A 15,026-nucleotide genomic window follows, 5' to 3' on the forward strand; every position below is an offset into this window, starting at 1 on the left:
AGAAGAAAATGAAAAAAATAACTGAAAAAATTACTCGATTTATCGCAAACTTTAAAAATGTTCACGCAGAAGCTCGTAAAATTGGTTTTGCAGGAGTTATGCGTTTGCTTTGGAAAGACCTCTTTGTGGGACGCAGTCTTTTTCAGTGGCTCTATTTGATTGCTTTATCAAGTGTCCCTCTTATTCTGGAGTTTACACAAAACACGGAAAGTCATGACTGGGTTGGTCTCTTGGCCTCTTGGACAGGGATTGTCTGCGTTATCTTGGTAGCTGAAGGTCGGGCAAGCAACTACCTTTTTGGAGCTATTAACTCTGCTATCTATTTGGTCCTAGCTATGAATGCTACTTTCTACGGAGAAGTTTTGACAACAGTTTATTTCTTTGTCATGCAGCCTATTGGCCTCTATACTTGGTTGTCTAATCGTATCAATGAGCAAGGAAAACCAGAGGAGTCTCACTTTGAAGCTAAGAAACTTGGTATGATTGATTGGCTCAAATATTTGGCTTTGACTGCTATCATCTGGATTGGCATGGGCTTTGCCTACCAAAGTATCCATAGCGCTCGTCCTTTCCGTGACAGTGTTACAGATGCGACCAATGGTGTTGGTCAGCTCTTGATGACACGTCTTTACCGGGAGCAATGGATTTTCTGGATTGCAACCAATCTCTTTAGTATTTATCTCTGGTGGGGTGAAAATATCCATATCCAAGGTATGTACTGGGTTTACACCATCAATAGTTTAGTCGGTTGGTACCAATGGACAAAAGCTGTCAGGGAGGGATAAGATGACTGAAAGGATAATCCCGGCTGGAATGACAGAAAGAGAATATTTTGAGATTCATGCGACGGAGAAGGAATTTTTAGACTGGTACTGCAAACAGGATCTTCCTCAGTATGAAAAACCAAGCGTGACGGTGGATATGGTAGCTTATTGCTTTGTGGAAGGGAAAATCAAACTCTTGCTAATTCGTCGCAAGGCTCATCCATATCAAAATTGTTTAGCGCTAATTGGAGGCTTTATGGACAAGGGCGAAGACGCTACGCATGCCTGTCAGCGTGAAGTGAGAGAGGAGGTTAACCTTGACCTTCCTTTGGAAAAAATCGAGCAGTTGATGACAGTATCTACTCCAGGTCGTGATCCGCGGGGCTGGACGGTTACTATCGCCCACTTGGTATATCTACCTAGCAGAGCACTCGATCTCGTTCAAGCTGGAGATGATGCCAAGGATGTGGTTTTTGTCGATGTTGATTTTCAGACAGGCAAGTGCTTCCTTGAGGGACTAGAGTTGGAGGAGCAAGCCTTCGCTTTTGACCATTATGCCATTATCCAAGAATCCATCAAACGAATCCAAGGCCGTCTCGACTGGAATCCGACCTTCCTTTATCTGCTGGAGGAGGAGTTCACTGTCTATGAAGGGACTGAACTGGTTAATCTCATCAACCCAGGACGACCAATCGTCAGCAATAACTTTCTTGTAAAATACGGAGAATATGTAGAAGAAGTTGGGCTCAAACGAGTTCCTAAAAAGAAACCAAGAAAAACCTATCGATTGAAATAAAAAGCTTTGGGACCGAAATCGATAGATCAAGTCTTGATTTCCTAGTCTCAGTCCTGAGAAGTTTCAACAAATCTATGGCTGGTTGAGCTTGAGAATAGAGAAAATAAAGTTTGTGTCAAAAGTCAATTCAACTATCGTGTCAAAGGTTTATTATTCATAAAAAATCGAGGTCGGGATTTTGAACTGCACCCCAAAAGTTAGACAGGAAAAAATCTAACTTTTGGGGTGTTTTATTATGAAATTAACTTATGAAGATAAAGTTCGGATCTATGAACTCAAAAAGCAAGGAGAGAGCTTTAGAAAGCTTTCAAATCAATTTGGGATAAATATTTCTAATCTTCAGTACATGATTAAATTGATTGATCGTTATGGGATAAAAATCGTCAAAAAGGGAAAGAATTGTTACTATTCTCCTGAACTAAAACAAGAGATCATTGATAAAGTTCTTCTTGAAGGTCGTTCACAAATTAGGGTGTCTCTGGATTATGCTCTTCCAAGTAGTGGATTACTTTCGAATTGGCTGGCACAATACAAGAAAAACGGGTATACTATTGTTGAGAAAATAAGAAGGAGACCACCTAAAATGGGACGTAAGTCAAAGAAGAAACCTGAAGAGATGACATAGTTAGAACGTCTTCAAGCAGAAAATGAATACCTGAGAGCGGAGAATGCTGTTCTAAAAAAGTTGAGAGAACTCCGATTGAGGGACGAAAAAGAGCAAGAAGAAAAACGGAAATTGTCCGAGGATTGGTAACAGAGTTTGCTTTAGAGATTCTTCTAAAGATTATTAAGCTTGCCCGTTCAACTTATTATTATCATTTAAAACAGCTCGATCAAAACGATAAGGATGTTGATGTTAAAGCTGAAATTCAGTCAATTTATACTGAGCATAAAGGAAATTACGGTTATCGTCGCATGACTCTAGAATTACGAAATCGTGGCTTCGTAGTGAACCATAAGAAGGTGCAGCGTCTGATGAAAGTACTTGGTTTAACGGCTCGAATTCGCCGTAAACGGAAGTATTCTTCATACCAAGGAGAGGTTGGCAAGAAAGCAGATAACCTTATTCAACGTCAATTTGAAGCAACCAAACCAATGCAAAAATGTTACACAGATGTGACAGAATTTGCCATTCCAGCAAGCAGCCAAAAGCTTTATTTATCGCCAGTTTTAGATGGCTTTAACAGCGAAATTATCTCCTACAATCTTTCTACTTCGCCGAACTTAGTACAAATGAAAGCTATGCTAGAACAAGCCTTTACAGAGAACCATTACGAAAATACAATTCTCCATAGTGATCAAGGATGGCAATACCAACACGATTTCTATCATCATTTTTTAAAGAATAAGGGAATCCAACCATCTATGTCACGTAAGGGAAATAGCCCAGATAACGGTATGATGGAATCTTTCTTTGGCATTCTTAAGTCTGAAATGTTTTATGGTTATGAGAATACGTTTCAGTCACTTGAGCACTTGGAACAAGCTATTGTAGACTATATTGATTACTACAACAATAAAAGAATTAAGGTAAAACTAAAAGGACTTAGTCCTGTACAATACAGAACTAAATCCTTTGCTTAAATTAATTGTCTAACTTTTTGGGGGCAGTACATTTTGTCCCGGCCTCTTTTTGTTGTTATTTTTTGTTTAAGGATGTTTATCTTTATTAGAATTGCTCATGATTCGAATGAATAAATTTTTGTATTTATATTTTAAATAATGTTCGTGTAAGTACATTAGAGACACATAAACAATCATGAAAATAGTGGTTAAGTAGAACAAATCGAATGTTGTTTGAGCGTAATGAGTAGCAACCCCATAAGAAGAGAAAGCACCAATAATCAACCAAGGAAGATACTTGTAATAGTTTCTTAACATAAGCCTACACCTCCAATATCCTATTTCAATCTTATTATAGCCCTTCAAGAAAAAAATGCAAGCGATCACACATATAAAATATAGTATTTTTAGTAGGAAAAATTTCCTGTTTTTTAAATTTTTAACGAATAATAGAGATAGGAGGATTAAAAAAGAACAAATATCAATAAAAACCAAAACCATATATAAATAGTTGACAAACTCTAAAACAAATATTACAATAACATTACAGGAGTATTTCATAATATTTCAAAAAAATTACATGGGAGGCGCATCATGAAAACAAAACATTCAATTCGTTTACTAGCAGTAGCAGTATTGGCTTCAACTTTGCTTTTAGGAGCATGCGGTAATAAAAAAGAAGAAGCTAAAAACGACAATGCAAATAAAACAACACAAACTACGTCAAGTTCAAAGGCAAGTTCTTCAAACAAAGAAAGTAAAACTCAAGCTTCAACAAGCACCACTACTTCAGAAAAAGCTAAAGCTTCCTCTGAACAAGCTTCAAGTCCTACAACTCAGGGTCAAGAATCCAACCAAGCTGCACCAACTCCCCAAGCTCCTCAGCAACAGGAAACTCCATCTCAACCATCTTCTAATCAGCAAGCTTCACAAAGTCAATCTAATCAAGCGAGCCAGTCAACTTATGACCCAACGACTGACCGCAAATTACAAGACCAGCAGGCGGAGCATAATAAACGTTACAAAGGTGTTTTAACCATGGTCGATGGTGATTTTTCAGCAGCAGCAGGAAGCTGGAAGGGTGCCAATGGCGAGACTATCACTGTCTCATCAGGAGGTCAATTTACAGTAGAATCTGCTGATGGCAAGAAAGAAAACTACTCTATTCAAAGCTATTCTTATACCCTTGATGATGGGAAATACAATGCTGAAGTAGGTGGTGGAAAAGTCATCCAAATTACAACAGGTGCAGATGGTACTGTTTCAAGTGTTACTTTGATTAAGCCATAGACTTCAGTACAGAAATAATTTGTTTAAAAATAGTTCAGCTGAGGAGTACTACAGTATTCCGATTTGATAAGAAGTCATAAATGAACTCCAGAGATGAGACTAACTTAGGAATATATGTAATCATGTCTACCTGAACTGACCGTTTTTCACTTAGTTTCTTTCAGAGAAAGTGGTATAATGAAAAAATCAAAGGGAAACGAGTGATGAATCAATGCCAGATAAATTAATTTTACCTCAAAACACACGACTCATGGGAGTGTTCCTTGGCTTTATCGGTGGTTCTTTGGATGTATTCTGTCACATCCAGTATCATAGTTTGGTGGCAACGCAGACAGGGAACATTCTCCTGCTGATATCAGATTGGCACGATTCACATGTCACCAATACCATGTTGAGATTCTGTTCTATTATATTCTTTTCCCTAGGCTTTCTTTTTGCCTTGTACATGAAAGAATATCGCAAAACAGCCTATTGGCGGGTTAAGATGCTACTTCCCTTATTTACCGGTACCCTTGTTCTTCCCTTCTTTTCCCGCTTTCCTCTATTAGAAGTTCCTTTTATTGCTTTTGGAACTGGAATGATGATGCTAACATTTACGGGTAGTTTGATTGAAGATCATCCCTATGTCATTTTTATGACTTCTGGAAATTACCGAAAAATGTTGACTGCTTTGTATCGCATCGTTAGAGGAGAAGGAGATGTTCAAGAATATCGTCGTCAAGCCTTGAATTATGGCATTGTTGTAGGCAGTTTCGTAGTGGGCGCTATTAGCTTGGCTGTATCTATGCATTTTCTCCATGAATGGTCTATTTGGATTGTCAGCTTCAATTTGTTTTTGATCATGTCCTACTATATTGCTAGAGTGAAGCAACTTGATTTGCAAGATGAAAATATATAAAAAACGGCAAATCTCAAATTGAGATTTGCCGTTTTTTATACGTTTATGCTTTATCTAATTGTAATAGAGCTTCAATCTCAGCCAGTGTGCTTGCTTGTGAGATAGCTCCACGAAGTTTAGCTGCACCTGATGTTCCACGGAGGTAGTGAGGAGCGAGTCCACGGAATTCACGGACCGCAACCTTTTCTCCCTTGAGGTTAATCAAGCGTTTCAAGTGTTCGTAGGCGATGTTCATCTTATCTTCAAAGGTTAAATCAGGAAGGATTTCTCCAGTTTCAAAGTAGTGATTGATTTGATTGAAGAGGTAAGGATTTCCCATTGCCGCACGACCAATCATAACGGCATCAGCACCGACTTCTTCGATGCGTTGTTTAGCTTCTTGGACAGTGCGAATGTCACCGTTAGCGATAAATGGAATTTTTGTCAGAGCTTGTGCAACCTTGTGGAGAGTCTCCAAATCTGCGTGACCAGTGTACATTTGTTCACGGGTACGACCGTGCATAGCAAGGGCAGAGACACCTGCAGCCTCAGCGGCGAGGGCATTTTCCACAGCTAGAGATGGGTCAGACCAGCCCGTACGCATTTTGACAGTGAGAGGGATATCAAGGACTGACTGAACTTTGTTAATGATAGAGTAGATCTTATCTGGATCCTTGAGCCACATAGCGCCAGCTTCGTTTTTGACGATTTTGTTAACTGGACAGCCCATGTTGATATCCACGATATCGGTCTTGGTGTTTTCTTGGATGAATTCTGCTGCGCGTGCTAGGCTGTCTTCATCACTACCAAATAGTTGGATAGAGACTGGGTTTTCTCCTTCATCGATATGAAGCATGTGAAGAGTTTTTTCGTTGTTGTATTGGATTCCCTTGTCAGAGACCATTTCCATGACAACGAGCCCAGCTCCAAGCTCTTTTGCAATGGTACGGAAGGCTGAGTTGGTCACACCGGCCATGGGTGCTAAAACGGTACGATTGGGAATCTCAACATTGCCAATCATAAAGGGGGTATTAAGATTTGTCACGAATGAGTTCCTCCAGGTCGTTTTCATCAAAATTATAAGTAGTTTGGCAGAATTGACAAGTGATTTCTGCCCCGTGGTCTTGGTCCTTCATTTCCTGCAAGTCTGAGCTTGGAAGACTAGAAAGAGCCTTCATAAAACGTTCTTTGCTGCAGTCACATTGGAAACGAATCTCTTCTTCAGACAAGCGTTTGTATGGCTCGTCACCATAGATGGCTTTAAGAAGAGCTTCAATATGGTCTTCACTCTCGAGAAGGGTTGAAATGGCAGGCATTTCTTGGATGCGTTTTTCAAAACGAGCGATTTCTTCTTCCTTGGCTCCTGGCAAAACTTGAACAAGGAAACCGCCTGCTACTTTGACCTTGTCTTCTTCGTCCAAAAGGACATTGAGTCCAACTGCTGACGGCGTTTGCTGGCTTTCTGTCAAGTAGAAGGCAAGATCTTCTCCGATTTCTCCAGAGATAAGCGGAGTCATAGAGTTATAAGGATTTCCAGTGCCGTAGTCTGTGATAACGAGAAATTGACCATTACCGACAAAAGGTCCGACTAGAACTTCACCAGTTGCAGTCTTTTTGATGTCAACACCAGGATTTTGAACGTAACCTTTGACGTTCCCCTTGGTATCAGCTACGGTGATGATGGCACCTAGAGAGCTAGTTCCAAGAACTTTAACCGTTAGCTTGGTATTCCCTTTTTCATTGGCTGCGAGAATCTGGCTAGCGATAAGGGTGCGGCCAAGTGCAACAGTTGAGCTAGCTTGGGTTTGATGTTTTTCTTGAGCAGTGCGGACAGTTTCAGTGCTATCAAGAACATAAGCACGAAAGGCCCCGCTTTCTGATATAGTTTTAAGAATTTTATCCATAGCTACTATTTTAGCATAAAAATGCCCAAAGGGGGAGCCGTGTGTTTGCTAGTTCTGAGGATTATTCTAGCATTTTTTAAATTATGCTATGCTTGAAGGAGAGAATGAAAGGGGTAACGAATATATTTAGGAGGCTTGATGGAAAAATCTGAGTATGATCAATTTTTTACTCTTGAATTTTATTTATTGTTTTAATAATTTTGTCTCGTTATTGGAATTCAGTGGTGGGAGTCATTTGGATTTTTTATTTTAGGAAATTGGATAATAGAAGTATATAGTTTTTAAATTATGATATAATGAATAAAGTTAACTATCCTTGATAATATGATAGGAACTAATCCTAAAATGACAAATCATTAGATGAGAAAAAGAGAAAAGAGAAAAGGAGTCCATCTGGTATGAATTATTTTGAGGGGAATGAGTTTTTCCTTCTACTATTTGTAGTTTTACTGATTGGCTTTGCTTTAAACTACTTTGGCAAGCGTAAGGATTATTATATTTTAAGCCTGTCAATTTTATTTGCAGGAGCCATCTATGGTAAGAGTAAAGCCATGGTCGTTTATCTATTGGCTTTCATTATCTACCAATATGTCCTAGTTTTCATAGCACAAAGAATGGATTCAAAACGGTTGAAACCTCTAGTTATATTATCCATTTTACCTTTAGTGGTCAATAAAGTCTTTGCCATAACTCAGCTACATTTGTTGTCGTTTATTGGTATTTCTTATATGTCCTTTAAGACCATTCAGATCATGCTAGAAATATCGGATGGTTTAATCAAAGAAAAAATCAGTGTAAAAGATTATCTGCAGTTTCTACTCTTTTTCCCTACAGTGAGTTCTGGACCAATTGATCGTAGCAGAAGGTTTATTAAAGAGATTAATGAAGTCATGCCTAGAAAAGACTACCTAGAGTTAGCAGGGGATGGTATTTATCGCATCGTTTTAGGCCTTCTCTACAAGGTTGTTTTATCAACCTATGTTTACCAGATGCTACTTGCTCTAAGTAATACTGGTACAGTTGTCTACTCAATCAAATATATGTACCTGTATACTCTTTATCTGTTCTTTGACTTTGCGGGATATAGTTTGATGGCCGTTGGAAGTAGCAACATTCTAGGTATTCAGACACCGATGAATTTCAATAAACCTTTCTTGAGTATTGATATCAAGGATTTCTGGACTAGATGGCATATCACCTTGTCAACATGGTTGAGAGATTTCGTATTTTCAAGAGTTTTGATGCAGGTTATCAGAAAAAAATGGTTTAAGAATAGATTACACAATGCAGCCTATGCTTATATGGTCAATATGTTGGTTATGGGATTTTGGCATGGAATTAGTGTTAGCTACATCGCTTATGGTTTTTACCATGGAGTCCTGATGTCGGGATTTGAAATTTATCAAAAGAAAAGCACTTTTTATAAGAAACATAAAAATAAAACTTGGTACAAACTAATAAGTTGGTTTGTGACCATGAATTTAGTTATGGTTGGCTTCTTTATCTTTTCAGGTGAACCTTATAAGATAATGATGGCAATTCTAAGTAGATAAAGAGATCTGCTAAAACAAGGAGATTGGACAAAACAAGATGATTAAGTTAAAAGCATTTTTACTATCGCTTGTGCTCGTAATTGCGACTCTTGCTCTTTTAAATGTGACATATGTCAAGAAGATTGACGACTATTATAAAGTCAAGGACAATAGTATTCGCTACAGCACTTCTTATGAAAAGTATAAAAGTAGGGATATTCTAACAAATAATATCACTCCCAATACACTAGTTCTAATGGGGTCCTCAGAGTTAGTTGCGACGATAAATGAAGATTACCATCCCAATAAAATTTTTAACTACAATGATTTTAATATCATGCAGATAGGAACCAGTTATTCTCAAAATATCATTCAAGCTACAACCTTGTGCTCGATTGAAGGAGCTATGAGTAAGCGAAAAGTAGCCATCGTAGAGTCTGTTCAATGGTTTGAAAAGGATGGAACCCATCAAGATGCTTTTTTAAATAAGGCTTCTCAGGAACATATTTTCCACATGCTAGATAATGAGAAAATCAGTAAGGAAACCAAAGAAAAACTGATTAATCGCATTATTGAGATTACCAAAGGAAACAAACAACAAAATGATATCTATAAAAAGTATAAAGACTATTTTATAGAAGGAAAAGGGACAATCATTGATAAAAAATTGTTGGAACTTGACAATGCAGTTTATTCCTTTAAGCTTAAACGAAAATTCTATGAAAATCATGCCAAATCAGACTATCCTGCATTAGGAGATAAAACGCCGGATTATGATTGGGAGGAGATGACGAAGAAGTTTGTAGAAGAAGTTAAAAAGAAAACAGATAACAATGATTATGCTGTGGATAATAACTACTACAATACCTACTTGAGAGACCGCTATGCTTCGTTGAAAGATTCTAACAATGACTTGAGCTACATAGAGTCACCAGAGTATTCAGATATGGAACTCTTCTTGACAGTTGCTAAGGAATTGGGAATTGAAGTTGAAGTCATTATCTTTCCTGTAAATGGTAAATGGAATGATTATACAGGTGTTTCACGAGAAATGCGTGAAGAAACTTACAAAAAAATAGAAAATATTGCCAAAAACCACGGTGCTACTGTGTTAAACTATGGAAATAAAGAGTATGAAGATTACTTTTTATTTGACGTGATGCACGTTGGGGTGAAAGGATGGATGGAAGTTGAAAAAGAACTTTACAAATTTGCAAACGAAACTAACTAACACACATCGTTTACTATTGTGGACCATGTTTTTCTACACGGTTATTTTAAGTATCGTAATCTACTGTTTTGTGACCGATTTTTCGAATATTCAAGATTTCATCTATAGTGAATTTTAAGATTACATATTATAAAAATCTCTAGATAAAGGAAATTCCACCGTTAAAGTGAGACATAAGATAAGGCTCTATAATACTTATAGTGGGGAAATCCTCTATAGGTAGTATAGAGCCTACTTTGTTGTAGCTCCCAATATAATCTATACTGGAAAACATTAAAGCTATCAGTAGAAGGTATCATATGGAACAATTTAATGATGTTGAAATGTAGTGGAAATGGACGGAAAACAATTGAAAAAATAGTTTATAAAGTGGTATAATAGCAGAAAAATAAGTTAGTAAGAAATTGATTTTATTTTAGTTGAAAATTACAGGAATGAAAGGTTTTTCTTGATGAAACAGAGAAAAGAACTCTACCTCTTTCTTGGTCGGACAGCCTTGTATTTTATTGTTTTACTGGGTTTGCTTTATTTCTTTAGTTATCTTGGTCAAGGTCAGGGTGGCTTTATCTACAATGAATTTTAACTTTAAGGAGAAAACGAACTGTGTCTAATAAACCGATAAAAGATATGATTGAAGCGATTGAGCACTTCGCCCAAACTCAGCCTAGCTTTCCAGTCTATAATGTTCTTGGTGAGGAACATACCTATAGTGATTTGAAGGCTGATTCGGATAGTTTGGCTGCAACAATCGATCAACTAGATTTACCTGAGAAATCTCCTGTAGTCGTTTTTGGTGGTCAGGAGTATGAGATGTTGGCTACCTTTGTAGCCTTGACCAAGTCAGGTCATGCCTACATTCCAATTGACAGTCATTCGGCCTTGGAGCGAGTTTCGGCTATTTTAGAAGTGGCAGAGCCAAGTTTGATTATTGCTATCTCAGACTTTCCATTGAAGCAGGTTTCTACACCTATGATGAATCTAGCTCAGGTTCAAGAAGCCTTTGCTCAAGGGGCAAGTTATGAGATGACGCATCCAGTCAAGGGGGATGATAACTACTACATCATCTTTACATCAGGGACAACTGGGAAACCAAAAGGAGTGCAAATTTCCCATGATAATCTGCTCAGCTTTACCAACTGGATGATTACGGACAAGGAATTTGCGACGCCAGAGCGTCCACAAATGTTGGCCCAACCACCTTATTCTTTTGACTTGTCTGTCATGTATTGGGCACCGACCTTGGCACTTGGTGGTACGCTTTTTGCTCTTCCATCAGCTATCACTCAAGACTTTAAGCAACTCTTTGCGACCATCTTTTCACTTCCGATTGCTATCTGGACCTCAACACCATCTTTTGCAGATATGGCAATGCTGTCGGAGGATTTCAATGCTGAAAAGATGCCAGGCATTACTCATTTTTACTTTGATGGGGAAGAGTTGACCGTTAAAACAGCTCAGAAATTGCGCGAGCGTTTTCCAAATGCGCGTATCATCAATGCTTACGGTCCAACGGAAGCAACAGTTGCTTTGTCAGCAGTCGCTATTACAGATGAGATGTTGGCAACCTTGAAACGTCTTCCGATTGGCTACACCAAACCTGATTCACCAACCTTTATCGTTGATGAAGAAGGCAATAAATTACCAAATGGAGAACAAGGGGAGATCATCGTATCTGGTCCAGCTGTTTCAAAAGGCTATATGAATAATCCAGAGAAGACAGCAGAAGCCTTCTTCGAATTTGAAGGTTTGCCAGCCTACCACACTGGAGATGTTGGAACTATGACAGATGAAGGTCTTCTTCTTTACGGTGGACGGATGGACTTCCAGATCAAGTTTAACGGTTACCGCATTGAGCTAGAGGATGTTTCTCAAAATTTGAATAAATCTCAGTATGTTGAATCTGCTGTTGCAGTTCCACGTTACAACAAAGACCACAAGGTTCAAAACCTCTTGGCCTATGTTATCTTAAAAGATGGTGTCAAAGAACAATTTGAACGCGACATCGATATCACGAAAGCAATCAAGGAAGACTTGGAAGATATTATGATGTCTTACATGATGCCGTCTAAGTTCCTTTACAGAAAGGAATTGCCACTAACTCCAAATGGCAAAATTGACATTAAAGGTTTAATCAATGAGGTAAATAATAGATGATGGAGCTTTTCAAACAGCTTCCTCATATTGAGCCTTATGGAAATCTACAGTACTTTGTCTACGTGATTACCGCTACCTTGCCAATCTTTATCGGTCTTTTTTTCAAAAAACGTTTTGCCTGGTATGAAATATTGGTTAGTCTCTTCTTTATCGTTACCATGTTGACGGGTGGCAAGACTAATCAAATAGCTGCCTTAGGAATCTATCTAATCTGGCAAATGGTACTGGTTCTTTTTTACAAGCAGTATCGAAAAATTCGAGATGGCAAATGGATTTTCTATCTCGTTAGTCTGTTGTCTTTACTTCCAATCATATTTGTAAAGGCGCAAACAGCCATTAACGGAACACAATCCTTGCTGGGTTTTATCGGAATTTCTTATTTGACCTTTCGTTCGGTGGGAATCATTATCGAACTTAGAGATGGAGTCATTAAGGATTTGAAGATGTGGGAGTATTTGCGTTTTCTTCTCTTTATGCCAACATTTTCAAGTGGTCCTATTGATCGTTTCAAACGTTTTAATGAAAATTATAAGACGATACCAGAGCGCGATGAGTTGCTAGATATGCTAGCCGAGTCCGTTCGGTATATCATGTGGGGATTTCTGTATAAATTTATCCTAGCTCATATTCTAGGCGAGATTTTATTGCCACCACTAAAGAATTTAGCTCTACAAACAGGAGGCGTCTTTAACTATTATGTAGTGGCCATCATGTACACATTTGGTTTGGAGCTCTTCTTTGACTTTGCAGGTTACTCTATGTTTGCTCTAGCTATTTCAAATCTGATGGGGATTCGTAGTCCGATCAACTTCAACAAACCTTTCTTGTCAAGGGATTTGAAGGAGTTTTGGAATCGTTGGCACATGAGTTTATCCTTCTGGTTCCGTGACTTTGTCTTTATGCGCATGGTCATGGTGATGACGAGAAAGAAGCTTTTTAAGAATCGAAATGTGACCTCAAGTGTCGCCTATATCCTGAACATGCTCCTTATGGGCTTCTGGCATGGGATAACTTGGTTTTACATCGCCTACGGACTCTTTCATGGAGTGGGCTTAGTCATTAATGATGCCTGGGTTCGAAAGAAAAAAACGCTCAATAAAGAACGTAAGAAAGCAGGGCGACCTCCCTTGCCTGAGAATCGCTGGGCTCAGTTGCTTGGCATGGTGATAACCTTCCATGTCGTGATGGTTTCATTCTTAATCTTTTCTGGATTTTTGAATGATTTATGGTTTAAAAAATAAAAGGAATTAAAAAATGGATATCAAATCAGAAGTTATTGAAATTATTGATGAATTATTTATGGAAGATGTATCTGACATGATGGATGAAGATCTTTTTGACGCAGGTGTCTTGGACAGCATGGGAACCGTTGAATTGATCGTGGAAATCGAAAATCGCTTTGATATTCGTGTCCCAGTTACAGAATTTGGTCGTGACGACTGGAATACAGCTAATAAAATCGTAGCAGGGATTACGGAGTTAAAGAATGCTTAAACGCCTGTGGTTAATCTTCGGGCCCATTCTTATTGCAGGTTTATTGGTTCTTCTACTCATTATTTTCTATCCTAGTAGTAAGAGTCATAATTTAATGGAGGAAAAATACTCTGCAGCCTCAATAAGTGCAGAAAGTTTCAAAGAGAGAAGCCAAAAAGTGAGAGCTCTCACGGATTCTAATATACGTTTTATACCCTTTTTGGGTTCGAGTGAATGGATTCGTTTTGATAGCATGCATCCAGGAGTATTAGCTGAAAAGTATAATCGCCCCTATCGTCCTTATTTTATGGGGCAGGCAGGAGCAGCTTCTCTTAGTCAGTACTTTGGACTACAACAAATCACATCTGAGCTTGAAAACAAACAAGCGGTATTTGTAATCTCTCCGCAATGGTTTACAAAAGAGGAGCACGATGCGCCTACTTTTCAAAGCTTTTTTAACAATGACCAGTTGACGGCCTTTTTGGAAAATCAATCCGGAGATCTGGCTGCTCAATATGCGGCCACTAGACTCTTGAAGCAAAATCCGAGAGTACCGATGAAGGGGATTGTTGAGAAGCTTGCCAAGAATGAACAATTGTCAGACTTTGATCAAACGATGGTTAATCTCTCTGCCGAGTTCAATGAAAGACAAGCTGCTCTTTTTGGTCAATTCTCCATTCATGGTCGATTAAAGTACAAAGATCATATTGAAAAATATTTGAGCAGCCTCCCAGATCAATTTTCTTATGAAGAATTGGAAAATATTGCACGTAAGGATGCAGAAGAAAATACGACCAATAATGATTTGGGGATGGATAACCACTTTTACAATACTCAACTAAAGAAAGATTTAAAAAAGTGGGAAGGGTATCAAAAAAATTACAACTTTCTCCAGTCAAGTGAGTACAATGATTTGCAGTTAGTGCTCGATCAATTTGCTAAATCTAAGGTGAATGTGCTCTTTGTCTTTCAACCTGTCAATAAAAAATGGATGGATTATACAGGCTTGAGTGAAGAAATGTATCAACACACTGTCGAAAAAATTCGATACCAATTGGAAAGTCAAGGGTTCACCAACATCGCTGACTTTTCAAAAGATGGTGATGAACCATACTTTGTTAAGGATACGATTCATATTGGTTGGTTAGGCTGGTTAGCATTTGATAAGGTTGTAAATCCCTTTTTGAGTAATCCAACAATAGCGCCTGATTACCAAATGAATGACCGTTTCTTTAGTCAAGATTGGGCAACCTATGATGGAAATATCCAAGATTTTCAATAATATAGAAAAGGAGTTTGAACTTTTTGTTCAGACTTTTTTTATGGGCTCTCTGTCAACTGTAGTGGGTTGAAGAAAAGCTAAGATCTGGAGAGGACATTCGTTGTCCTCTCCATTTTTATATTCAGAGCGATGAAAATTCGTTTCTTAAAGTTGTCAAAGT

General features: G+C 38.2%; 14 protein-coding genes and 1 pseudogene. 12 read left to right on the top strand and 3 right to left on the bottom strand.

The window, feature by feature from the left end; genetic code table 11:
- Positions 1-8: 8 nt before the first annotated feature.
- The 3 genes and pseudogenes from pnuC (at position 9) to ADH81_RS10540 (ending at position 3,144) form a co-directional block, all read left to right on the top strand.
- A complete protein-coding gene (gene pnuC, locus ADH81_RS00690; RefSeq protein ID WP_049525778.1) occupies positions 9-785 on the top strand; it encodes a nicotinamide riboside transporter PnuC in 777 nt (258 codons plus the stop codon).
- A 1-nt stretch (position 786) separates the two neighbouring features.
- Positions 787-1,560, top strand: coding sequence for an NUDIX domain-containing protein (locus tag ADH81_RS00695; protein ID WP_049525780.1), 774 nt, complete (start codon positions 787-789; stop codon positions 1,558-1,560).
- A gap of 235 nt (positions 1,561-1,795) precedes the next feature.
- A pseudogene (locus ADH81_RS10540) lies at positions 1,796-3,144 on the top strand (IS3 family transposase).
- A gap of 66 nt (positions 3,145-3,210) precedes the next feature.
- Here ADH81_RS10540 and ADH81_RS11405 read toward each other — a convergent pair.
- Positions 3,211-3,441: a hypothetical protein gene (locus ADH81_RS11405; RefSeq protein WP_080979255.1), complete on the bottom strand. Its 231-nt coding sequence runs from the start codon at positions 3,439-3,441 to the stop codon at positions 3,211-3,213.
- A gap of 276 nt (positions 3,442-3,717) precedes the next feature.
- Here ADH81_RS11405 and ADH81_RS00710 point away from each other — a divergent pair, with 276 nt between their 5' ends.
- Positions 3,718-4,413, top strand: a complete 696-nt coding sequence (locus tag ADH81_RS00710; RefSeq protein WP_049525784.1) for a hypothetical protein — start codon at positions 3,718-3,720, stop codon at positions 4,411-4,413.
- A 211-nt stretch (positions 4,414-4,624) separates the two neighbouring features.
- The gene (locus ADH81_RS00715; RefSeq protein WP_049525786.1) at positions 4,625-5,311 is read left to right on the top strand and encodes a YoaK family protein; all 687 of its coding nucleotides are present in this window, start codon (positions 4,625-4,627) and stop codon (positions 5,309-5,311) included.
- A 43-nt stretch (positions 5,312-5,354) separates the two neighbouring features.
- Here ADH81_RS00715 and dusB read toward each other — a convergent pair whose 3' ends face one another.
- Positions 5,355-6,335, bottom strand: a complete 981-nt coding sequence (dusB, locus tag ADH81_RS00720; protein ID WP_000183319.1) for a tRNA dihydrouridine synthase DusB — start codon at positions 6,333-6,335, stop codon at positions 5,355-5,357.
- The gene (hslO, locus tag ADH81_RS00725) at positions 6,322-7,194 is read right to left on the bottom strand and encodes an Hsp33 family molecular chaperone HslO (RefSeq protein ID WP_049525788.1); all 873 of its coding nucleotides are present in this window, start codon (positions 7,192-7,194) and stop codon (positions 6,322-6,324) included. The genes dusB and hslO overlap by 14 nt, the downstream gene beginning before the upstream one ends.
- A gap of 398 nt (positions 7,195-7,592) precedes the next feature.
- On the opposite strand from hslO, the gene dltB (ADH81_RS00730) reads away from it, so the two are divergent.
- The 7 genes from dltB (ADH81_RS00730) (at position 7,593) to dltD (ADH81_RS00760) (ending at position 14,866) form a co-directional block, all read left to right on the top strand.
- Positions 7,593-8,747: a D-alanyl-lipoteichoic acid biosynthesis protein DltB gene (gene dltB / locus ADH81_RS00730; protein WP_049525789.1), complete on the top strand. Its 1,155-nt coding sequence runs from the start codon at positions 7,593-7,595 to the stop codon at positions 8,745-8,747.
- 37 nt (positions 8,748-8,784) lie between these two features.
- Entirely contained in the window at positions 8,785-9,957 is a 1,173-nt protein-coding gene (dltD, locus tag ADH81_RS00735) for a D-alanyl-lipoteichoic acid biosynthesis protein DltD (RefSeq protein ID WP_049525791.1), read from the top strand.
- A gap of 451 nt (positions 9,958-10,408) precedes the next feature.
- The gene (locus ADH81_RS00740) at positions 10,409-10,540 is read left to right on the top strand and encodes a teichoic acid D-Ala incorporation-associated protein DltX (RefSeq protein WP_049525793.1); all 132 of its coding nucleotides are present in this window, start codon (positions 10,409-10,411) and stop codon (positions 10,538-10,540) included.
- A gap of 20 nt (positions 10,541-10,560) precedes the next feature.
- Positions 10,561-12,111, top strand: a complete 1,551-nt coding sequence (gene dltA / locus ADH81_RS00745) for a D-alanine--poly(phosphoribitol) ligase subunit DltA (RefSeq protein WP_049525795.1) — start codon at positions 10,561-10,563, stop codon at positions 12,109-12,111.
- Positions 12,108-13,352 carry a D-alanyl-lipoteichoic acid biosynthesis protein DltB gene (dltB, locus tag ADH81_RS00750; RefSeq protein ID WP_049525797.1) on the top strand — a complete coding sequence of 415 codons (1,245 nt, stop codon included), beginning with the start codon at positions 12,108-12,110 and terminating at the stop codon, positions 13,350-13,352. Before dltA ends, dltB (ADH81_RS00750) begins: the two co-directional genes overlap by 4 nt.
- A 13-nt stretch (positions 13,353-13,365) precedes the next feature.
- The gene (dltC, locus tag ADH81_RS00755; RefSeq protein ID WP_000351968.1) at positions 13,366-13,605 is read left to right on the top strand and encodes a D-alanine--poly(phosphoribitol) ligase subunit DltC; all 240 of its coding nucleotides are present in this window, start codon (positions 13,366-13,368) and stop codon (positions 13,603-13,605) included.
- Positions 13,598-14,866 carry a D-alanyl-lipoteichoic acid biosynthesis protein DltD gene (gene dltD, locus ADH81_RS00760; protein ID WP_049525799.1) on the top strand — a complete coding sequence of 423 codons (1,269 nt, stop codon included), beginning with the start codon at positions 13,598-13,600 and terminating at the stop codon, positions 14,864-14,866. Before dltC ends, dltD (ADH81_RS00760) begins: the two co-directional genes overlap by 8 nt.
- Positions 14,867-15,026 lie beyond the last annotated feature (160 nt).

Origin of the sequence: Streptococcus pseudopneumoniae (assembly GCF_001072925.1) — a bacterium.
Lineage (GTDB): Bacteria > Bacillota > Bacilli > Lactobacillales > Streptococcaceae > Streptococcus > Streptococcus pseudopneumoniae_Q.